This window comes from Candidatus Phyllobacterium onerii, from assembly GCF_028331445.1.
GTDB lineage: Bacteria > Pseudomonadota > Alphaproteobacteria > Rhizobiales > Rhizobiaceae > Phyllobacterium > Phyllobacterium onerii.
The window spans coordinates 731,680-752,520 of record NZ_JAQMHX010000001.1 but is presented as its reverse complement, the minus strand read 5'-3'; the positions used below and the strand labels follow the sequence as shown (position 1 = coordinate 752,520).

The following is a 20,841-nucleotide window of genomic DNA, read 5'->3' as shown; positions in this document are numbered from 1 at the left end:
ATAAGCTGATTGTCAGGTATTCGTCAGTGACTTGGTAAGAGCGATGTGAAAGGTGCATTTTGTGACCACTATCCTGACCGATGGTCTGCCTGAACCGCTTAGGGCCATTCGAACGCGATCCTTGTTCGCCATGCGTCTGCAAGTGCAGAAGCTTCAGGTTATTGGGGACACACCAGGTGCGTTTCGCCGTATTGGTGTGATTCTTGGAGGATCGTTCGAAGGAGACCGACTATCCGGGGAAGTGCTGGAAGGCGGCAGCGACTGGCAAACGGTGCGAAGCGATGGCAGCACAACGTTGAATGTCCGTCTCGTTCTCAGAACGACGGACGACGCACTGATTGGCATGACGTATCAAGGCGTACGTCACGGTCCGACTGATGTCATGGACCGGATCGAGAAAGGTGAAGTCGTCGACCCGGCAAGTTACTATTTCCGCATCAATCCGGTATTTGAGACCGCGTCGGCAAAATACGATTGGATCAATCGAACCCTTGCTATCGGGACTGGCCACAGACAAGCCAATGGACCAATCTACAACGTCTTTGAAGTGTTGTAGTTCGACTTAGCCTGTAAAGGATGGCGACACACGCGAACCGTTCCAGTGGGCCGGGTTCAACTTTGTGATTTTAGAAGCAAATCTAGGCCCGATGGCAATGCTGCTGTAACGAGACTTGCCTAACTTGGGTATTGCCGAGGCGGTTCTCCCCCTCCGTTTCGGCTTTTCCCTAGAAGAAGAACTCAGCCGGGCTTATGTAGTCCGGCTCTTTTTTGCCCGGACTACAATGCTTATCTTAAGCACACTGCAGGAAGGAGCAATGCGATGTCTCTCAAATCCCTACTTGCCTTGGCTATCTTAGGGTTACTGCTCGCTGGTTGCCTGCACAATGATGGCAAGCCATTTGAACCGTATCATCCACCGTGGGCGGAGAAATAGTAAACCCTGCCGCAAATCACCGGAGGTTCGAGCCTCCGCACACTCGCCTTAAGGTTCCGCGCGCCGGCGCGTAAACCATCGGATGCTGCCGAGGACAGCCATCGCAAGCAATGGCCAAGCGGCCCAGAAAGTGCCCTGCCAGGAAAGCAGATTGATGCAGATGAGGGCAAAGCCAACTATCGCGAGCGCGGCCAGAACGTGATCAACCTGTCGGGCGGTGCGCATCCATGAGAGTGCGGCCACGATTGCTAAAGCGAGGATCGGCCATGGCGCCCAGAACTCACCGTCCCACGATAGCAGGTTGATGGCGAGAATACCGGCTGAGACTACGCCCAATACCCCGTAATTACGCCACTTTGGTACCACGCCAGAACCAGTGTTGCGGGTGTTGGTGAGTTCAACGGTCTTTTCATCGGACGCGCCCTTGGCGGGAAAGGGGTCCTGTTGCGCAGAACGGGCACTATCTTCCCCGATCCTGACGGCATAGCTGAGCACGCCACCTTCAATGTTCTTGACCGGTAGCTGTCCCAAGCATTCGAAACCCACCGCAACCTTGTTGCGCACGTGGTCGTACACCGTGTTGGATATGACGATGCCGCCAGCCGATGCAGATGCTTGCAGGCGTGCAGCCACGTTCACGCCATCGCCGTAGATGTCGTCGCCTTCGGCGATTACATCGCCGAGGTTGATACCGATACGAAACAACATGCGCGTGTCGTCGGGGCGGTCGGCGTTGTAGCCCGCAAGCTCGTTCTGCACATCGAGCGCTGCGCGCACCGCCTCGACCACGCTCGCGAATTCGGCGATCAGTCCATCGCCCCAGGTGTTGACGACCCTGCCGCCATGGATTTCGATCAACCGGGACATTGCATCGCGGTATTTTTTCAGGGTGTCGAGGGTTCCTTCCTCATCGGTACGCATCAAGCGCGTATAGTCCTGAACATCCGCGGAGAAGATCGTCGTCAACTTGCGACGCGTTCCGGTCATGGCGTTGTACTCTCCCAGCTCGATACCTGCAGGGGTCGCAAAGACACCCGTAGTCGTACGGAACATTATCCGCTGGAGCCGGATGTGGGAAGAGTTACATCGACGACAAGCCACACCTGATGCGATGCTTCTAGTGAAGAGCAATCAGAGGTGTTCGCGATTTCGATGACCTTTGCAGTGGCGGAGCAATCTGCCCTCCCCGTGTCGCTCACGGTCGAACCCGGATGACCGACTTCCCCGCGCGCCGTTCGGTCGCGTTGAAGGTGGCGACTGCATCGTCGAGCGTCGCGACGTTGCCGATGTTCGTCCGCAATCGTCCGTCCCGCACTCGCTGTACGATCTCGCTCAGTTGGGCACGATCGGACTCGACAACGAAGTCGATCGCCAGGCCGTCGGCGGGCCGCGCTTCGGCCGGCCCGACGATGGACACCAGTGTTCCTCCGGCTCGAATCAGGCTTGCCGACCGCTTCTGTATGTCACCGCCGATCACATCGAACACCAGATCGACTCCGCCAACGTCTTCCAGTGCGTCATTCTCGAGGTCGACAAACTCGCTCGCGCCGAAGTCGAGCGCCTTCTGGCGGTCGGCAGCGCGCCCGGTGCCGATTACGTAGGCGCCGACCTCGCGTGCAAGCTGCGTCACCATCGAACCGACAGCGCCTGCCGCGCCGTGCGCGAGGACGCTCTGTCCCGCCTGGAGGCGGCCGTGCTGTAACAACCCTTGCCATGCGGTCAGTCCCGAGATTGGCAGGCTCGCGCCGATCGTGAAGTCGACGTCGCCGGGCAGCGGCGCGAGGTTGCGTGCCTCGATCGCCAGATACTCGGCCAAGGTGCCGTCGCGATACCAGTCCGCGAGGCCGAACACGCGCTGCCCTATGGACAGTCCCGTCGTGCCGTAGCCGAGGGCGGTGACCACTCCAGCCAGCTCGTGGCCAGGGATCGACGGTGTCCGGTTACGGTCACACCGATCGGTCCAGGTCGAAGGCCACGCCAGCTCAGTCGGGACAAATCCCGACGCATGAATCCGAACAACAACGTCATTTATCGCTGCCTGCGGTTCGGGACGCTCCACCAGCTTCATCCCGGCCGTTCCCGCAGCCTCTTCCGTCACAACGATTGCCTTCATGATAATTTTCTCCTCGGCTATTTGTCGCTTTGGTGAAAATGTTGTTACCCGGTTCCAGTTGATGTCAATCCGCTTCCGTGGTCCAGGCCTGGTCGAACAGGTTGAAGTCGACAGCAGCGAGTTCGCCGGCGGTGGGCGATGGTGACCGCGTAGATATCTGATGACACCATCGAGATAACCAGCGACCTCTAACCAATCAGGTTCCAAGCCAAGGACCATCGCTTTCGCCGGGTACCAGTTCCATCGGCCAGACCAAGTCAATGCTGTCCTGCGGATAATTGCTCGCGAAAGCCGGCATGGTTGAAAGCAATGCTTCGGCTAGCTTAATGCCGAGATCGCGGAGCGAAATCCGAAAACATGTGAGAGTGGGCGACAGGAAGCGACTTTGCGTGCTTTCGCGAAAACCAACGACGGCAATGTCCCGGCCGGGATGGATGCCCGCTTCGTAGAAGCGCCGGTAAAGACCTATCGCCATGTTTTCATTCACCAGAATGACCGCGGTCGGCATCTGCTTCTGCGCCAGCATTGCGGTAGCAACCCGGTAACCGCCCTCTTCATTGCTGTTCGCCCGAAAGACAAGATCAGGATCGAAGCTGATGCCATGGGCGCTCAAAGCACGTCTGTAACCATCTACGAAAACGTAGCCAAGATTGATATCACTGGCCGGTACGCCGATTGCAATTCGCTGATGACCGAATTTGAGTAGCCGGGTCACCGCGGTTGCCGCTACGCCTTCAAAGTCAAGATCGATCCAGGGATATTGGCCGCCCGTGGCGCTGCGCCCAAGCGTGACAAAGGGGATTTTCCGCTCGAGCAGGAATGTTATTCGCGGGTCATTGCGCATTGTCGCTGAAATAATCAAGCCGTCGACGAACCGGCGTCCGACTATGCGATTGAGATAGGCACCGGGATCCTCGTCGGTTCCACACAGTAGAGCCACGAGATCGAGTTGATGCCGCCTGAATACGGATTGCACGCCTTCGAACACCGGCATGAAGAAGCTGCCGCCATTGTCCGCCGTTTCGATAGACGACTCGATCATGAAACCGATTGTGTTGGTGGTACCCTGTCGCAGGCTGCGGCCGGACTGGTTCGGGACATAACCGAGCTCTTTTGCCGCTTGGAGCACACGCTCGCGGGTTTCGGGATTGACGTCGGACTTGCCATTCAGCGCCCGCGAAACCGTTCCGATCGAAATATTTAGATGGCGGGCAAGGTCCCGAATACTCACACTTTTTTCTCCTTGGCGCGCTCGTTCTGAGGGCCGCCCCTCATAAAACACCGAAATGAGGGATTGACAAAAATAAAACTCCGATATGAAATCGTAAACGTTTACGGAAGCCATTTGCAATCGATTTCGTCGATTTTTGATGGTTTTCGTTGGGAGGAGAAAAAATGCAACGTGCCGTTTTAGTCGGCTGCGGAGCCATGAGCAAAGCATGGTTCGAGGCCGCCCGCACCATCGGCGATGTCGAAATTGTCGGCATCGTCGACCTCGACACCGGACGCGCTGAACACCGCGCCAAGGAGTTCGGTTGGGAGACGGCCGCCGTCGGTAGCAATCTACCTGATGTTCTTGGTCAAACCTCTCCCGACATTGTTTTCGATATCGTGATACCAGCCGCCAGGCATGCAACAGTTGCCACTGCGCTCGAGTCTGGCTGCCATGTTCTTTCCGAAAAACCAATGGCCGAGACTCTGGAGGAAGCGCGCGATCTCGTTCGCCGTGCGAGTGAGACAGGCCGAATTCATGCCATCGTTCAAAACCGGCGATATCTGGCACAAATCCGGCGTATCCGCAGGCTTGTCCAGTCGGGTACCATTGGCGACGTGACGAGCCTCCATTGCGATTTTTTTCTCGCTCCGCATTTCGGTGGGTTTCGCGAAGAGATGCGCCACGTTCTATTTCTCGACATGGCGATCCATACATTCGATGCTGCCCGCTTTCTTGCGGGAGACGACGCCAACGCCGTCTACGCCCGCGAGTGGGAGCCCGGCAACTCGTGGTACAGCCTGGGATCTTCAGCGGCTGCCATCTTTGAATTCTCCAATGGTGCGGTTTTCACTTATCGCGGCAGTTGGTGCGCCGACGGTTTGCGCACAAGCTGGGAGAGTGCATGGCGTGTCATCGGCAGCAAGGGATCGATTGTCTGGGACGGATACGATGACATACGGGCCGAAGCCGTCACCTCCGGCAGAGAAGGCCTGTTTTCCGAGGTGACCGCCGTCGATATCCCTCCCCTCGACGCGTCTGATCGTATCGGCGGTCACCTCGGAGTCATGCAGGATTTCATTGCAGCTACACGCGGCGGTCCGCCACCGGAGACCGTCGGCACGGAAAATATCAAGGGCCTCGCCATGGTGTTCGGTGCGATCGACAGCGCCGAATCCGGACGACGCATCGAAATTACGATCTGAAGGAGTTCGAAGTGAGCAACCCGGCAAAAGCCATCCGTATCGGTACCATGATCAAGGGAAATGCGCCCGACCCTGCTGCCTATGTCAAGAGCATATTGGCGCACGGTTTTGAAAGCTTCGAACCGTTCTTCTGGCAAGTGATGAACAAGGACCTGCCAAGACTTGCGGAGGAACTGAAGGAAGCGATCGGCGACGAGGATGTCACCATGTCGACACTGGGCATGTTCGGCAATCCGCTCGAAGATACAGAAATCGACCGTGAAACGTTGAAAGGCTGGGAAGCGCTCATCGACAATGCGCACCATTTCGGCGCAACGACGATTGCCGGATTTACGGGACGTGTTCGCGGTAAGCCAATCGAGGAAAGCCTGCCGCAATACAAGAAGGTCTGGACAGAACTGGCCAAGCGTGCTGCCGACAAAGGTGTAAAACTCGCATTCGAAAACTGCGCCATGGACGGCAATTGGGCGAGCGGCGACTGGAACATCGCGCACAATCCCGACGCCTGGGAAATGATCTTCAACGAGGTTCCAGCCGATAATATTGGCCTTGAGTGGGAACCTTGCCATCAGATGGTCTATCTGATCGACCCGCTGCCGCAAATTCGCAAGTGGGCGCCGAAGATTTTCCATGTTCACGGCAAGGACGCGACGATCCGCTGGGAAGTAATCCGTGAACACGGAATTTTCGGCAAGGAGAAATTCGTATTCATGCGCTCGCCGGGTTTCGGCGACACCAACTGGGTTGATGTGATTTCCGAACTGCGGCTTGCCGGGTGGTCCGGCTCGATCGACATCGAGGGCTGGCACGATCCGGTCTATCGCAATGAGCTCGAAATGACCGGGCAAGTGCATTCGCTCAACTATCTCAAGCAGAGCCGCGGCGGCTCATACGTCCCTAACCCCTGAAACTCGACACCGGCCAATCTTGTCGCAAAGAAGCAAGCAGGCCGGACCAGCAACAAGAGGAGGAAAGCATGAAACGAGTTATGAAATGGATCGCGGCTGCATCGCTGTTCATGTCCGGTGCCGCTCAAGCCGAGTCGGTAACGCTGGACATCTGGACTATCGATCGCCCGGATCAGTACATGTACCTGTTGAAGGACGAGTTCGAGCAGTCACATCCGGACATCAAGCTGAACATCAAGACCGTTCAGTTTCGCGACATGGTCAACGATCTGGCGCGCGCCACCGCAACCGGTGAATCGCCTGACGTGACCTATATCGACAATCCCGAAGTCGCACTCTTCGCCTCGCGTGGCCTGCTGCTGGATCTCAGCCCTATGCTCGCTGAATCGAAGGTCATCAAGAAGGAGGACATTTTCCCAGGCCCGTTATCCTCAGTCACTTGGGACGGGAAGATTTATGGCATTCCGCGTGGCGCGAATACCATTGCGCTCTACTACAATGCGGACATGTTCAAGGCGAAGGGCCTTGACCCGGACAATCCGCCCAAGACATGGGACGAGCTATACGCCGCCGCGAAAAAACTTAACGATCCGGCCAAGAATATCTATGGTTTGGCGTTTTCGGCGGTAGCCACGGAAGAAGGTACATTCCAGTTTTTGCCCTGGCTGCAGATGGCCGGCGGCGACTACAACAAGGTCGACACCGAGGGTGGCATCAAGGTTCTGGATTTCTGGGGCAAGCTGTTGGACGAGAAGCTCGCATCTCCCGATACCTTGATCCGCAGCCAGTTTGACTCGACTGGTACCTTCAATGCCGGCAATGCAGCGATGGCCATCTCTGGCCCATGGGAACTACCTCGCATGGGACGGGAAGCGAAATTCGATTATCGCGCCGCGCTTTTGCCGATTCCCCAGGAAGGCGCCACGCGCGCCTCTGCGCTCGGCGAAGGCGACAACGTTATCCTCGCCAAAAGCGAGCATCCCAAAGAAGCTTTTATCCTGCTGGAGTTTCTCTATAGCAAGATGCCCGATGTCTGGAACCGTTTTGGCTTTGTGCCTGCCGCAAATGTGAAGTCGAATGATCCAAAAACACCAGCCATCTATGCCGTCTTCGAAGAAAGCATGAAATATGCCCGCAATCGCGGTCCTCATCCTGAATGGCCCAAGATTTCCAAGGCGATTTACACCGCCATACAGTCATCGTTGACGCATCAAAGCGATGCGAAGACTGCGCTGGGTACTGCACAGAAGCAAATCGACGCTGTTTTGAACAAATAGACTTCGATCCTCGCTCCTTCGCGTGTGCGGAGGAGCGAGGATCGGAGATTTGAAGTGGCAAGCGGGAGGATACTGTGCAAGGCATCATCAGAACCATCCGGGACGGCAGCGGATTCGATATCTTGCTGCTTGGGTTTGCCCTGCTCTATCTCGTCGTTTTCTCGGCGTTTCCCATCGTCTACAATATTATCATGTCCTTGCAGACGGTTGACATGTTCACGCTCACTTCATTCAACCGCCCATTCGTGGGCTTGCAAAATTACTACGATATTTTCTCCCAGCCGGTTGCCGGTACGATCTTCTGGAACACAGTAAAATTTGTGGTCCTCTCAATTGTGTTCCAGCTTTCAATCGGCTTCGGGCTGGCACTTTTCTTCCAGCAGGACTTTCCGGGCGCCAGCTATTTGCGTGGCCTGTTCCTGGCCGGGTGGATCATGCCCGCACTCGTCGTCGGCGCAATCTGGAAATGGCTTTTCGCCGGCGATTTTGGCGTTATCAACTATGCCCTGACATCCCTCGGGATTGCCGATGAACGCATCTTCTGGCTCTCGGATCCAAACGTGGCGCTCTATGCCGTTATCATCGCCAATATCTGGCTCGGCATTCCCTTCAACATGATCCTGCTCTCGGTCGGCCTCGCGAGCATACCGCGTGACGTCTACGAGGCCGCCGAACTTGATGGCGCAGGCGCATTCGAGCGTTTTCGATCTATTACCCTCCCTCTGATGCGTGCGCAGCTTGGCGCGGTAATATCGCTCGGCGTTATCTTTACACTCCAACAGTTCGACTTGATCGCTGCTCTCACGCAGGGCGGGCCCGCGGACAGCTCCAATGTCGCCCAATACTGGTCGTGGCAGTTCTCATTCCAGACGTATGAGATTTCTCTCGGCAGTGCCGTCTCGGTTCTCATGATCATCTTCGTCATAGTGGTAGCAGCAGTCTATGTGCGCTCTACGCGTCATGAACACAGCTACTGAGGAAGGAGGACGCTGATGAAACGCTACGTTCTGCTCATCATCGGTCTGGCCATGACAGCGATCTATCTGTTCCCGCTTTACTGGATGTATTTGACGGCCCTGAAAAGCAGTACCGAGATATTTCAGTATCCGCCTACATTCTGGCCTTCAGACACGCAGTGGAACTTTCTGGAGGTATGGAAGACCCGCGAAATGGGCAGGTACATCTGGAATTCGCTGCTCATCGCTACAGGTGTTACGATCCTTGCTACGACACTGGGAACTGGCTGTGCCTACGTATTATCGCGGGTGCGTAATGTCTGGATTGAAATCGCCCTCTTCGCGATCCTGATGATGCAGGTTTTGCCGTCTTCTTTGATGGTCACACCCATCTTCGTTATGTTCAACCAGATCGGTCTTTTGGCCAGTCCGCGTATTGCTGTTATCCTGGCGCAAACCGCCAAGGTCTTGCCGCTCTACATCGTCCTCTGCCGGGCAACATTCGTGCAGGTGCCGCGTGAACTGGAAGAAGCGGCGCTCGTAGACGGATCATCGCGCATCGGCGCATTCTTCCACATCATGTTGCCCCTGGCGCGTAACGGCATTCTCGTCACATCCGTGCTGATCTTCCTGCAATCCTTCGGCGAATATGTCTATGCACGCTCGCTGATCGCCAAGAACGAATTGCAGACAGCAACGGTCGGATTGCAGACCTTCATGGGGCCGAATGCCAATGACTGGAACGGCATCATGACTTACGCGGCCATCTACGTGACGCCGATTCTAATCGTATTCATGCTGTTGCAACGGCGTATCGTCAGCGGTCTGACCGCCGGCGCACTTAAATGAGGTGAATGATGCTCCAGATCGAAATCGACCATCTGAACAAGCATTATGGCGGGTTCCATGCGCTCAAGGACGTGAACATTTCCATCAAACAGGGCTCGTTCGTCGCGCTCGTAGGTCCATCCGGCTGCGGCAAGTCCACTCTGCTGCGCACTCTCGCCGGGCTCGAGAAAACCAGTTCCGGCGATGTCCGGATTGCCGGACGAAGTGTCATCGGCAAACCGCCGCGTGAGCGCGATGTCGCCATGGTATTCCAGTCCTACGCGCTCTACCCGCACATGGATGTCGAGCACAATATGAACTATTCGATGCGCCTGAAACGTCGTCCGAAGGAAGAGATCTCGGAGCGCACGCGAACCGCTGCAGAAACGCTCGGCCTTGGCAATCTTTTGGATCGCCTGCCCAAAGCCTTGTCGGGCGGTCAACGGCAGCGTGTTGCCATGGGTCGCGCTATTGTGCGCAATCCGAAAGTGTTCCTGTTCGATGAACCTCTCTCAAATCTCGATGCGGCGCTGCGCGTCCATATGCGCAGCGAGATTCGCAAACTGCACGAGCGCCTGAACGCGACGTCGGTCTACGTCACGCACGATCAGGTCGAGGCGATGACCATGGCGGATCACGTCGTCGTTATGCGTGCCGGCGTTGTCGAGCAGCAGGGAAGTCCGCTTGATCTTTATGACCGGCCGGCGAACAGGTTTGTCGCCGGTTTCATTGGTTCACCGGCAATGAACTTTCTGCCTGCGACGGTTACCGACAATGGTGCGTTGGTACTTGACAACGACAGCGCCCAGATAAGATTGAATCGCGATATCGCTGCCGGTTGCCAATTCTGGATTGGCATGCGGCCCGAACATCTTTCCCTGAAGCCCTGCGTGAACGACATGGCCATTGATGCGACCGTCACCGGCATTGAGTCGACGGGAAGCATGACCTTCGTGGTTTTGGAGGTCGCATCGCAGCCAGTTGTTCTCGCCCACAGTGGCAGGCCCGAAACGCGCAGAGGTGACCAGCTTCGCTTGCATATCTCCTTGGATAATCTGCATCTTTTCGATCGCGAAACAGAGCTGGCAGCCTAGCGGTCCAGCAGTTTGTATATCGATAGGCGATCATTGTTCGTGATGCCGAGCTGCGTAAAGCGATGGTCGTCAATGGTAAGCGTCCAGAGCGCATTCTCGCCATTGAGATTTCGCATGTGCTTTCGCATTGCCTGAAATGCATGGTCCGCTCCGGATGAGCGGATTTTCATTTGGTTTTCACGCTGAGATTTGGCGGTTTTCCAAGAGTAGTGCCTTCGCCATTCGAACGGAATGCAATGATAATACTATATGATAATTCTATTTACTATTGAGAATCGGCTCATTAAAGTCTGCAGGCTGAATGGTGGAACGCCTTTCACCCGTTGCCGGAACCATAGGAGGTGGCCCGGCTTCGATCACCGATTGAAAACTCGGATCAACGACTGCGTTGAGCCAAATGGGAGGTTAGACATGAAATCCGCAATATCTATTGCCGCACTTTGCGCTGCGTTGATGTTTAGCGCGTCAATGCCAACTATGGCCTATGCCGCCGACAAGCCAACACTGGCTTTCGTGGTGAATGGGGCCTCCGATTTCTGGAAAGCTGCCGAGGCGGGCGTCAAGAAGGCGCAGGCCGAATTGCCCGACTACAACTTGGAGCTCAAGTATCCCGAGCAGTCCTCGGTAGCCATCCAGCAGCGTCTGATGGATGATCTCGTCACAGCCGGCGTCAAGGGCATCATGGTGTCGGCCGTAGATCCGAAGACGTCAACCGATGGTCTCAACAAGATTGCGTCCGAGACCGCCCTCTTCACCACGGATAGCGATGCGCCTCAAACTAATCGCGTCGCCTATATCGGTTCGTCCAACGTCGATGCAGGCAAACAGGCTGCAGAAATCGCGAAAAAAGCCATGCCCAACGGGGGCAAGTGTCTCGGATTTGTCGGCCTGCTCGGCGCTGACAATGCCAAGGAACGCATCCAGGGCATGAAGGATGGTCTCGCAGGCACCAAAATTGAACTAGTCGATGTTCGCGGAGACGATATTGACCAGACGCGTGCCAAGAAGAACGTCGAAGACGCTCTGGTGGCTAGCCCGGATGTTACCTGCATGGTTGGCTTTTACTCTTACAATACACCTCGCATTTACGAGGCTCTCCGCGATGCAGGCAAGTTGGGGCAGATCACCGTCGTTGGATTTGATGATGATCCGATTACGTTGGGCGGCGTCAAGGAAGGCACTGTCGCCGCTACTGTCGTGCAGCAGCCATTCGAATGGGCCTATCAGGGCATGAAAATGATGGCCGCTTACCTTAAGGGTGACAAGTCGAGCATTCCGGACAACAAATTGCTGATTATCAAGACCATAATTGTTGGCAAGGACGATGTCGACGCCTACGCTGCCAATCTGAAAAAGATGGCCGGCAACTAGGCTGTTTTCGAACAAGAGCTTGACGCGATGACTGGCAATGGTTTTACCGCAACAGGTGACGTTGATCGCGCCGAATCCATGCCGGGCACAATCGATACCTCTTCTGACGCACGTCATCAGGCACCCTTCCTCAGCTTGCATGACGTGCGAAAGACCTATCCCGGTGTTGTGGCGTTGGATGGCTTTTCCATTGAGATCAGACCTGGAGAGGTAATCGGCCTTGTCGGCGAAAATGGCGCTGGCAAATCAACGCTGATGAAAATTCTGGGCGGTGTAGCGGCCCCGGACCGCGGTCTTATCAGGATCGATGGCGTCGATCATGACCGTCTTACCGTCGAAAATAGCCTCCAGTCCGGAATTGCCTTCGTACATCAGGAACTGAACCTCTTTGAAAATCTTGACGTTGCCGCCAATATCTTCCTTGGCAGGGAGCCACTGCACGGCGGACTTTTGAAGCTGGTCGATCGCACTAAATTGCGCGAGATGGTTTTACCACTCCTCAAACGGGTCGGCGCTAACTTTACGGCCGACACCCCCGTATCGGAATTGTCGCTAGCCCAGCAGCAAATGGTCGAGATTGCCAAAGCGCTTTCGATCAAGGCAAGGCTTGTTATCCTGGACGAACCCACCTCAAGTCTTCCCTTGGCTGAAACTGAGAAATTGCTCGGTGTGATCAAAGGTCTGAAGGCAGAAGGTATCAGTGTTATCTTTATTTCGCACCGACTCCACGAGGTCGAAAGCGTAGCCGATCGAGTTATCGTCCTTCGAGATGGAATGCTGGCGGGCACACTTGCAAGCGACGCCATCAATCACGACCAGATGGTCAAGCTCATGATAGGCCGTGCTTTGAAAGCCCGTACAAATACCTCGGAGCGCGAGGCTGGTGCAGTCGCGCTGTCCGCCAAGGGCATTCGCACAGCTGCTTACCCTCATCGGACCGTCGATTTGGACGTGCTGCATGGCGAAATCCTCGGGCTAGCAGGCCTTGTAGGTTCGGGCAGGACTGAATTCGCCCGCGTTGTCTTCGGCATAGACAGGAGCCTTGGCGGAGAGCTTTATCTGGATGGCAAACATGTCCTGCTTTCTTCGTCCGCCGATGCGGTGGCCACTGGCATCTTTCTCGTCCCTGAGGATCGAAAGCTGGCTGGCATACTCCTTGATTTCGCTGTTGCGCAGAATATTTCGCTACCTAATCTTTCGGCGCATTCGGCCAATTTGATAGTTTCAGCCGCCAGTGAAAATACGACGGCGGAAGCACAGAAAAGTAACCTTGGCATCAAGGCTCCATCGGTAAAAACGCGTGTCGGCACCTTGTCGGGCGGCAACCAGCAAAAAGTCGTGCTGGCAAAATGGCTGGCGATGAAACCGAGGATCATGATTTTCGACGAGCCGACTCGCGGGATCGATATTGGAGCCAAGGCTGAAATCTACAGATTGATGCAGGCGCTCGCCGACACGGGTGTCGCGGTCCTCATGATTTCGAGCGACATGGAGGAAGTCATCGGTGTTTCCGACCGCGTCGCAGTTATGCATGAAGGCCAGATTTCCGGAATTCTGGCCAAGGATCAACTTGATCAGGAGAATGTGCTTTTGCTGGCGGTGGGCAAGGCGGCACGATAGCATCTATCAGGGTTGGAGATCACGATGAATAAAAAAGATATTGGCTTGTTGATCCTCATAGTCGTCGTCGGAGCTGTTGTCGCAACAATCAATCCTCGTTTCTTGCTGCCTATCAATCTCGCCAATACGTCGAATCTCATCGGTCTCTTCGGTATCCTGTCGATAGGACAAGCGTTTGTTATCATAACCGGCGGTATCGAACTCTCGGTGGGTTCGTTAATCGCACTACTCGGTGTTCTGTTCATCGATTTGATTGCAAATCACGGCATGCCGTGGCCATTGGCTTTCATGCTCATCCTGGTTCTCGGTGGGCTCATTGGTTTGGCCCATGGCTGGCTGATCACGCGGCTGAACCTCCAGCCCTTCGTGGTGACGCTGTGTGGCTTGTTGATTTATCGCGGGATCGCCCGGTTCTATACTGCCGATGGGACCGCCGGCTTTGCTTTCGGCCAGAACTTTCCCACTCTTGAATTCCTTACGGCCGGCCGCACCTATGGCATTCCCAACAGCTTTATAGCCCTTCTCATTATTATGGGCGTGACGTGGGTAGTATTGCACCGGTCAGTTTTCGGGCGCTATCTTTATGCCATCGGCAAAAATGAGGAAGCGGCAAGATATTCCGGGATCAGGACAGGTAGAATGGTGATGGCTGCCTATGTCATTTGCGGTGTATTGACGGCACTCTCGGCTATCTACTTTGCAATGTATACCCGCTCGATTTCCCCCGCCAGCCACGGCAATTTTTATGAACTGTATGCGATCGCGGCCGCCGTCCTCGGTGGCTTTTCGCTGCGCGGTGGTGAAGGGTCAATCGTCGGCGTGATTCTCGGCACCATCCTGCTGCAGGAATTGCAGAATCTGGTCAATCTCCTCGGCATTCCATCGTCGCTCAATTTTGCGGTTATGGGAGGGGTGATCCTTATTGGCGTACTGGTCGATCAGCAGTGGGACGTTTTTCGAGCGAAACGCCGGTTAAACAAGGCCGCGCACTCCACACCATCAAATTGAAAACGCCTAACACAGCGTTGGCTCGACCGAACGCATGATGTTCCTAGGCCGTTGTTTCGACCAGCGCTGTTGGCAGCAAGTGGCATATGGACGACACCTACATCAAGCTCAGAGGCCAGTAGATGTATCTCTACCGGACGATCGACAGCACGGGTGATGCGGTCGATTTCTGGAACCATGAATATAATGTATGGCGGAGAGGAAGGCTGCCGGGACCCAATGTCACCGCATAGCAGCACATGCCACATCTATATGTTTTCTTTGAATTAATTCGATTTCACCGTTTTTTCGCGTTGCATCAAATGTCATTGTGTTGCACAATTTTTGGTGGGTCTTTTGGCAGGTCCTATTGGAGCACATATGCCTCGCAAAGCACTGGAACTTGGTCCCCTTCATATAAAACGACTCTTGGAGCCCGGCATCCATTCTGTTGGTGGAGTCAATGGATTGCAACTCCAGGTGAAGGATACGGGTGCGCGTTCGTGGCTCCTACGCGTTCAGATTGGCAACAAGCGGCGCCACATTGGGCTCGGCGGCTATCCGGACGTTACGCTTGCGCAGGCAAGAGAGCGGGCGCGAGAGGCTCATGACAAGATCCGTCTCGGCATCGATCCCGTCGAGGAACGCCGGTCGATACGGCTGGCGCTTAAGGCCGAAAGCACAGTGATCACGTTCGAGGAAGCAGCCCAGCGCTGGCACAAGGCAAAGCGGCACGAATACCGGAATGGCAAGCACGCCGATCAGGTTCTTACCACGCTGGTTACCTACGCTGGTCCCGTGATTGGCAGCATGCGGGTCAATGAGATAACCGTGGATCACATCTACAGTGTTCTCGACCCGCTTTGGACCCAGAAGACCGAGACGGCAACGCGATTACGTGGGCGCATCGAGAACGTGTTGGCCTGGGCCACGGTTTCGGGTCATCGCACGGGTGAGAACCCGGCTCGCTGGAAAGGCAATCTCGATGCCCTTATGGCGAAACCCGGCAAGGTCAGGAAGGTTTTGCATCACAAGGCTTTGCCAGTGGACGACATGGCCAACTTCATGAAGGCGTTGCGCACGACCGAGGGCATGGGATCGCTGGCTCTTGAATTTTGCATACTGACGGCCACACGATCAGGCGAAGTCCGCGGTGCGACGTGGGACGAGATTGATTTTGGCAAGAAGATCTGGACGATACCAGCCGAGCGCATGAAAGCCGGCAAGGAGCACCGGGTCCCCTTGTCAAAACCGGTACTTCAATTGCTCCTGGAAGTGCCACGGTTCCAGAATTCAAACTTTGTGTTTACCGCCGCCCGAGGCGGACAGATTTCCGACATGACCATATCGGCCGTATTGCGCCGCATGAAGGTAGCAGCGGTTCCACATGGGTTTCGATCGACCTTCCGCGACTGGTGCTCTGAACGCACAGCCTATCCAAATGACGTCGCGGAAATGGCATTGGCCCATATGATCGGGAACAAGGTCGAGGCAGCCTACCGGCGCGGTGATCTCTTCGACAAACGCGTGCAGATGATGGATGATTGGGCTGCGTTCTGCGGATCGTAAATTAAGACCTCTGAGACAAAAAAATATTGTCTATGCAACGGCATAGGCCGGTGCTACACAAGGCCACTGCGCATGACGTGCGGTCCAACCCAAGGACTGTCCATGCCCAGAAAAAACATCACCCCTCATATTACTTGGCTTCGCTTAGCCGATTTGACTGAACGCTACGGCTGTAGTCCCAGCACCATCTGGCGTTGGTCCAAGACCCGACCGGCCTTCAAAGCGATTAAAATCGGACCCAATACGACTGTTTTCTCACTGCAGGCCATCGAAGAATTCGAAGCACAGCAGATGGAAATCGCCAATCGTGGGTAAAATTTCCAGCATTGTTGCTCGTCGATCCGAGTGCGATTCAGTTGTCGCGCTGGACTATGCTCCCGCTTATTCGAACGCGCTCAGCCGTTGCCAGGAACAGCCAGTCACAGCCCTTGAACGGCGGTCGCGTGGTCCGCCTGCTTTTTTCAGGCCTGCCACGTAAATTCATGACAACCAGACCGTCGCAACCTGCGTCATTCGCGGGGCGGTCGAACTGCGTCCAAATTCAGCTCATTTCCCAAGGAAATTCGATGACAGTCCATTCGAAGCGCCGCTCAGACAAGCGCAAAGTCCGCATCACCACCACCTACTCGATTCCTGAGCTTTCCATCCTTTACGAGAAAAACGAAGCCACGATCCGCACGTGGATGGAACAGGGCCTCAAGCCAATCGACACCTCATCGCCTTCGCTCTTTTTCGGCTGGGTGGTCAAGGATTGGCACGAGACCTGGTGGGATAACCGCCGCAAGATATGTGAACCAGACGAGTTCTACTGCTTTCGCTGCCAAGCCGTGACCAAGGCCGCGTCAGGATCGGATAATTATGCGGTCTTGAAACACAATAACTTTCGCGGAGAAGCCCTTTGCTCGGTTTGCGGCACCACGGTGTTTCGCAATCTCAGCGCCGAGCAGTTTACTCAGGCGATGGCACGCCGTCGCGTCGTTGAGAACGAAATACAACGATTCAACAAGTATGATACTTCGAGCAGTAATCCTCTGAATCAGAATGAAAAGGCGGGTTGCGGATCAGCAAGCCCGAATCCGCTCCCGGAAATGCTTCAGGAGGACCCGGTGGCAACCGTCGCAGCACGCCGTCGGCCATCCGCCATCTTGCCGCAGAATCCTTACAATGAGCGGATGAAACGCGAGTGGTTCAGCTATCTCAGGGCGACGGCGGGACGCTCCGGCAAGTCTGTCCGCAAGGACGAGATTGGGCTTGCGCGTTTCGAGCAGTTTTTCAAGTTCGAGAATTTTGGCGTGTGGAGCAAAGCCAAGGCCATCGCCTACAAGACCTTTCTTGCCGCCAGCCATTTGCAGACCGCATCGCTCGTCGCCGAACTCAAAGGAACCAAGCGCTCTCTGATATGGCTGGCGCAAAACAAGGGGTACAAAGCCAAGATTGATCTTCTCGACGTTGAGTACCTCAATCCGAGCATGCGTGAGCTGCGCGTCAGTCAGGCAAGCGCCGGCAAGACCTTTCCGTCCCTCGACGATGTCTTGAAAGCGTTTCGCATGATGCCTGCAGCTTCGATGCTGGACAAGTGTGACCGGGCTCTATTCGCACTGGTTGCTCTGACCGGTATCCGTGACGGCGCCCTGGTTTCGCTGAAGGTCAAACACTTCATTGCGTCGCTAAAGCGCATCCATCAGGATCCGCGCTCAGTCGCGACGAAGTTCGGCAAGGAGATTTTTTCGTTCTTCCTTCCCGTCGGCAAGGAGTTGGAGAAGGAATTCATGGAATGGCATGAGCTCCTCGTCAATCAGCTGAAATATGGACCGGAGGATCCCCTGTTTCCGAAGGCTGCCCACGCCACCGGCAAAGGCACGAGCATTGGTGCGTATGAGCTCGTCCCCATGCACCTCGGCGATGCGCAGACCGTTATTCGTATGTTCAAGCGAACCTTTGAACGTGCGGGATTGCGGCCTTTTACCCCCCACCGGTTTCGCGACATGCTGGTCGCCGAAGGGTACAAGCGTCAGCTTTCCATTGCCCAGTTCAAAGCTTGGAGCCAGAACCTCGGGCACGCGACGCCTAAGACTTCGCTCGCGAGCTACGGCAGCATCCCGACGGTCGAACAGGGGCAATTGATCGTTGACAGCGCCAACGAAAATTCCGAGAACGAATTTTCCCGGGAACAGTTCGCAGCAATGTTGAAGGCTATCGAAAAAAAACTTTGCTGATTGCCGCTTGAAACTCAAGGCAGTCGGAGCCACACGCTTCGACTCGCCGTCTGGAAGTAACGAGAGCTCGCAGCAACAATACAGGAGAAGTCCGGAGGCAATGACGGGAAGGCCCTTGCTACTGCGATCCAGGGCACCCACCTCCTTGCCGGCGGTATAATCCCCAACGCTTTATCGTAGGGATTACGGGTGGCAAGGGTGTCGATGTGCCGCGTCCGGCCAAGACGATCGGCTGCAAGCAGCGGCTGGATAACATAACGACCGCATTTTCGGATTTGATTGCACAGACTGATGTGCAACCAAGTCCGTAGTTCTGCTGCCAAGCTATGAAAGCAACAGCTGAAGAATCGTCTCCGTAGCAGATAACACGGTTTTGACCTCTATAGCCGTAATAGAGGGATCTCGAGTATGGGCGAACGACGAAAGCTTAGTATGCAGCGCATCGAGCAGAACGGCGGCGGCTTCAGCGATGTCTAGATCGCTATCCGAAATGCCGCTCGGGCGCTTAGTCATGGCATACTTTATTTGCATGCGGCGTGTTACGCCTGTTCTGCTATCCTTTGAGGGCACAAAATTCGTTTGCGCCTTCATCTCTGCAATGGGCGCTAGGTAATCTCCAAGGAGCTGATTGACAAGTTCTCTGCCCGAAAGTGCGGCTTGGCTCGGCGCGTCTGGTTGGTCGCTTGCGGCAGCTGCCCAAGCTCCACGGCGACGCGTTACCAGATGAGGGTTTATCTTCATCAGCTTTACATCGAGGTCATCGGGCGCGCCATGTTTTTCCGCCGAGCGGCCAGCCTCTGTTATACGCAGCCAGTTTTCAGGCTCGGCCACGTCTTCGTAAGTCGGCTCCAAAAGATTGTCTTTGATGAGTGCGGTCAGAACCCTAGCCGCCTGGGCACGTTCCTCAGAAGTAAACTTCCGACCTAATTCGCCTTCCAGCGCGCCTGCTTGATAGGGTCGGCCCAAAACGTTTATTTTGTGCGCTTTAGGAACCTTCGCATAGTAGCGCAAGAAGGCCAGTGCGAGATCGTTATCGTCGGTTTTGTTGGGCACCGTCACCGTCAAATTAAACTCCCGTTCTAAGTTTTTCATCGCGACTGCAAGCGCTTTAACCAGCCAACTCTGGGTGTGTTCTCCGAGTTTTGAATTTTGCGCTGTGAAAGCTTCCATAACCTTTTTGCGCGCGCCGTCGAGGAGTTTGTGAAATGCGTCTTTATAGTCAGAGGCGTTAGGCGCATCGTACCGCTCTATCACTCTGGAAATGTCCTGTGCTATTTCACTGAACTCGTCTCTGCAAATCTCCGCAAGCAATAAAAACATGCGAGAACCAGCCGCACCCCGGGCCACCGCCTGCATCTTCTCGTTAGTGATTTTCTTATCCAACCCTTCGACGCGTTTCTGGATTATCGCCTCAAGAGCTTCGAGCATCTGTTCGTTACGCCCCATCGTTTCGTTGCCTTCCAATCCCGTTGCGCTGTGACGGTTTTCCACTGTATCCCGAGCGTAAGAAGCAAGATGCGATTGCGTGCGGCATCGGGCCGACAATCCATATTCTTGCCGGTTCAGATCATTGCTAGCATGGTCTCGGGCACGACCCCTGTCCTCATCATCTTCCGATTGCTCGTCGATCGCTTGCATCTCTGCGTCAAGCGATAATTCAGCCACCATACGCCGTGCCAGATATCATCCTGTTTGTCGAGGTCGTCTTCGAACCGACCCTCCGCGACGCCCGAATCCCAGTCATCCTCGGATTGTTGCAGAAAGGATTCCATGACGGAATTTTCGAAGCTCGCAAAAAAACGATCAATGAGTGTACTCAATCGACTGAGTTGAAATGAGAAGCTCGACATGCTGCGCGTATCGATGGTGAACCGACATATTTCCGGGTCGTCCCCCTGTTCAATCGACCAAGTTGCAACACCGTATTCCGTAATCTGTGCGCTGGGAAAACCTCCGGCGTCGATCTCATTGATAAACCTTACCAGGTTGGATAGTTGGTCATCAAAATCAGTAAAACTTGTTGTGATGACGTCATTGCCAAGCGATATTTGCAGCACGACCGACCCCCAGTAAATTTGGTCGAGCTCAATGCGCAAACCACTCTCAGTTGTGTAGTCGCCGGTATCATCATTTTACGATTCAATATGATAAGCCAAATTAGCAAGGTAGATATGTGTGCTTTTGTGTAGCTACTTTTGTTACGGTGGCGGTAATGATGCCGAAACCAGCGATGCGGTGCTCCAGTTGCTGACACTTTTCATCGCGTCCTCCAGGATCTCAGTGCGACGCAGTCCGCAATTCCAGTGCGGCGAAGGCAACCCAGGCTCCGCCCGTTGTTGAATGTTTTTGTCGCCGCCGAAAGAACCAGAGCTGTCTGGACAATGTGGAGTCCGACGCCGAAGAACTTTTGGAGGGGAACGCGAACCTCAAGCAGATTTGCAACAAGGACGGCTCTATCAAGCCTGTTCATGAGTGGCCCGACGAGTTTTGCAACGGGTCGGTGACCCAAGTCGACACGGACTGATCTATAATGGCACTGGCAAAAACCCA

At 55.1% G+C, this 20,841-nt stretch carries 19 protein-coding genes; 13 read left to right on the top strand and 6 right to left on the bottom strand.

Features of this window, described 5'->3' with window-relative positions; genetic code table 11:
- The first annotated feature begins 61 nt into the window (after positions 1-61).
- Positions 62-556 (top strand): DUF3237 domain-containing protein, encoded by a 495-nt coding sequence (locus PHA01_RS03550; protein WP_271893385.1) that lies wholly within the window; start codon positions 62-64, stop codon positions 554-556.
- Positions 557-982: 426 nt separating this feature from the next.
- Here the strand turns inward: PHA01_RS03550 and PHA01_RS03545 are convergent, their stop codons facing one another.
- The 3 genes from PHA01_RS03545 to PHA01_RS03535 form a co-directional block, all read right to left on the bottom strand.
- Complete coding sequence (locus tag PHA01_RS03545; RefSeq protein WP_271893927.1) at positions 983-1,921, bottom strand: adenylate/guanylate cyclase domain-containing protein; 939 nt, start codon at positions 1,919-1,921, stop codon at positions 983-985.
- A 208-nt stretch (positions 1,922-2,129) separates the two neighbouring features.
- Positions 2,130-3,047: an NADP-dependent oxidoreductase gene (locus PHA01_RS03540; protein WP_271893926.1), complete on the bottom strand. Its 918-nt coding sequence runs from the start codon at positions 3,045-3,047 to the stop codon at positions 2,130-2,132.
- A 196-nt stretch (positions 3,048-3,243) separates the two neighbouring features.
- Positions 3,244-4,278, bottom strand: a complete 1,035-nt coding sequence (locus PHA01_RS03535) for a LacI family DNA-binding transcriptional regulator (RefSeq protein ID WP_271893382.1) — start codon at positions 4,276-4,278, stop codon at positions 3,244-3,246.
- 164 nt (positions 4,279-4,442) lie between these two features.
- Here PHA01_RS03535 and PHA01_RS03530 point away from each other — a divergent pair, with 164 nt between their 5' ends.
- The 6 genes from PHA01_RS03530 to PHA01_RS03505 all read left to right on the top strand — a co-directional run bounded on the left by PHA01_RS03530 (position 4,443) and on the right by PHA01_RS03505 (position 10,528).
- The gene (locus PHA01_RS03530; RefSeq protein ID WP_271893380.1) at positions 4,443-5,465 is read left to right on the top strand and encodes a Gfo/Idh/MocA family protein; all 1,023 of its coding nucleotides are present in this window, start codon (positions 4,443-4,445) and stop codon (positions 5,463-5,465) included.
- Between the two features lie 11 nt (positions 5,466-5,476).
- Positions 5,477-6,373: a sugar phosphate isomerase/epimerase family protein gene (locus PHA01_RS03525; protein ID WP_271893378.1), complete on the top strand. Its 897-nt coding sequence runs from the start codon at positions 5,477-5,479 to the stop codon at positions 6,371-6,373.
- A gap of 68 nt (positions 6,374-6,441) precedes the next feature.
- Positions 6,442-7,650, top strand: a complete 1,209-nt coding sequence (locus PHA01_RS03520) for an ABC transporter substrate-binding protein (protein WP_271893377.1) — start codon at positions 6,442-6,444, stop codon at positions 7,648-7,650.
- Positions 7,651-7,724: 74 nt separating this feature from the next.
- The gene (locus tag PHA01_RS03515) at positions 7,725-8,627 is read left to right on the top strand and encodes a carbohydrate ABC transporter permease (protein ID WP_271893376.1); all 903 of its coding nucleotides are present in this window, start codon (positions 7,725-7,727) and stop codon (positions 8,625-8,627) included.
- 15 nt (positions 8,628-8,642) lie between these two features.
- The gene (locus PHA01_RS03510; protein WP_271893375.1) at positions 8,643-9,455 is read left to right on the top strand and encodes a carbohydrate ABC transporter permease; all 813 of its coding nucleotides are present in this window, start codon (positions 8,643-8,645) and stop codon (positions 9,453-9,455) included.
- A 5-nt stretch (positions 9,456-9,460) separates the two neighbouring features.
- Positions 9,461-10,528, top strand: coding sequence for an ABC transporter ATP-binding protein (locus PHA01_RS03505; protein ID WP_271893372.1), 1,068 nt, complete (start codon positions 9,461-9,463; stop codon positions 10,526-10,528).
- Here PHA01_RS03505 and PHA01_RS03500 read toward each other — a convergent pair.
- Positions 10,525-10,698, bottom strand: coding sequence for a hypothetical protein (locus PHA01_RS03500; protein WP_271893371.1), 174 nt, complete (start codon positions 10,696-10,698; stop codon positions 10,525-10,527). The two genes, PHA01_RS03505 and PHA01_RS03500, sit on opposite strands and share 4 nt — an antisense overlap.
- 241 nt (positions 10,699-10,939) lie before the next feature.
- Here PHA01_RS03500 and PHA01_RS03495 point away from each other — a divergent pair, with 241 nt between their 5' ends.
- The 6 genes from PHA01_RS03495 to PHA01_RS03465 all read left to right on the top strand — a co-directional run bounded on the left by PHA01_RS03495 (position 10,940) and on the right by PHA01_RS03465 (position 18,291).
- Positions 10,940-11,899: a sugar-binding protein gene (locus PHA01_RS03495; protein ID WP_271893370.1), complete on the top strand. Its 960-nt coding sequence runs from the start codon at positions 10,940-10,942 to the stop codon at positions 11,897-11,899.
- A 78-nt stretch (positions 11,900-11,977) separates the two neighbouring features.
- Positions 11,978-13,519: a sugar ABC transporter ATP-binding protein gene (locus PHA01_RS03490; RefSeq protein ID WP_271893925.1), complete on the top strand. Its 1,542-nt coding sequence runs from the start codon at positions 11,978-11,980 to the stop codon at positions 13,517-13,519.
- Between the two features lie 24 nt (positions 13,520-13,543).
- Complete coding sequence (locus tag PHA01_RS03485) at positions 13,544-14,527, top strand: ABC transporter permease (protein WP_271893368.1); 984 nt, start codon at positions 13,544-13,546, stop codon at positions 14,525-14,527.
- 447 nt (positions 14,528-14,974) lie between these two features.
- Positions 14,975-16,075 (top strand): tyrosine-type recombinase/integrase, encoded by a 1,101-nt coding sequence (locus tag PHA01_RS03475; RefSeq protein WP_334311992.1) that lies wholly within the window; start codon positions 14,975-14,977, stop codon positions 16,073-16,075.
- Positions 16,076-16,177: 102 nt separating this feature from the next.
- A complete protein-coding gene (locus PHA01_RS03470) occupies positions 16,178-16,390 on the top strand; it encodes a helix-turn-helix transcriptional regulator (protein WP_271893364.1) in 213 nt (70 codons plus the stop codon).
- A gap of 251 nt (positions 16,391-16,641) precedes the next feature.
- Positions 16,642-18,291, top strand: a complete 1,650-nt coding sequence (locus PHA01_RS03465) for a site-specific integrase (protein ID WP_271893362.1) — start codon at positions 16,642-16,644, stop codon at positions 18,289-18,291.
- Between the two features lie 324 nt (positions 18,292-18,615).
- Here the strand turns inward: PHA01_RS03465 and PHA01_RS03460 are convergent, their stop codons facing one another.
- Positions 18,616-19,782 (bottom strand): pPIWI-associating nuclease domain-containing protein, encoded by a 1,167-nt coding sequence (locus tag PHA01_RS03460; RefSeq protein WP_271893361.1) that lies wholly within the window; start codon positions 19,780-19,782, stop codon positions 18,616-18,618.
- A gap of 71 nt (positions 19,783-19,853) precedes the next feature.
- On the bottom strand, positions 19,854-20,348 hold the full coding sequence (locus PHA01_RS03455; protein ID WP_271893360.1) for a hypothetical protein: 495 nt from the start codon (positions 20,346-20,348) through the stop codon (positions 19,854-19,856).
- Between the last annotated feature and the right edge of the window lie 493 nt (positions 20,349-20,841).

Coding starts and splice junctions, on each gene's coding strand:
- PHA01_RS03545 (WP_271893927.1), bottom strand. CDS start 1,921: ATGACCGGAACGCGTCGCAAGTTGACGACGATCTTCTCCGCGGATGTT.
- PHA01_RS03540 (WP_271893926.1), bottom strand. CDS start 3,047: ATGAAGGCAATCGTTGTGACGGAAGAGGCTGCGGGAACGGCCGGGATG.
- PHA01_RS03530 (WP_271893380.1), top strand. CDS start 4,443: ATGCAACGTGCCGTTTTAGTCGGCTGCGGAGCCATGAGCAAAGCATGG.
- PHA01_RS03520 (WP_271893377.1), top strand. CDS start 6,442: ATGAAACGAGTTATGAAATGGATCGCGGCTGCATCGCTGTTCATGTCC.
- PHA01_RS03510 (WP_271893375.1), top strand. CDS start 8,643: ATGAAACGCTACGTTCTGCTCATCATCGGTCTGGCCATGACAGCGATC.
- PHA01_RS03505 (WP_271893372.1), top strand. CDS start 9,461: ATGATGCTCCAGATCGAAATCGACCATCTGAACAAGCATTATGGCGGG.
- PHA01_RS03500 (WP_271893371.1), bottom strand. CDS start 10,698: ATGAAAATCCGCTCATCCGGAGCGGACCATGCATTTCAGGCAATGCGA.
- PHA01_RS03495 (WP_271893370.1), top strand. CDS start 10,940: ATGAAATCCGCAATATCTATTGCCGCACTTTGCGCTGCGTTGATGTTT.
- PHA01_RS03490 (WP_271893925.1), top strand. CDS start 11,978: ATGCCGGGCACAATCGATACCTCTTCTGACGCACGTCATCAGGCACCC.
- PHA01_RS03485 (WP_271893368.1), top strand. CDS start 13,544: ATGAATAAAAAAGATATTGGCTTGTTGATCCTCATAGTCGTCGTCGGA.
- PHA01_RS03470 (WP_271893364.1), top strand. CDS start 16,178: ATGCCCAGAAAAAACATCACCCCTCATATTACTTGGCTTCGCTTAGCC.
- PHA01_RS03465 (WP_271893362.1), top strand. CDS start 16,642: ATGACAGTCCATTCGAAGCGCCGCTCAGACAAGCGCAAAGTCCGCATC.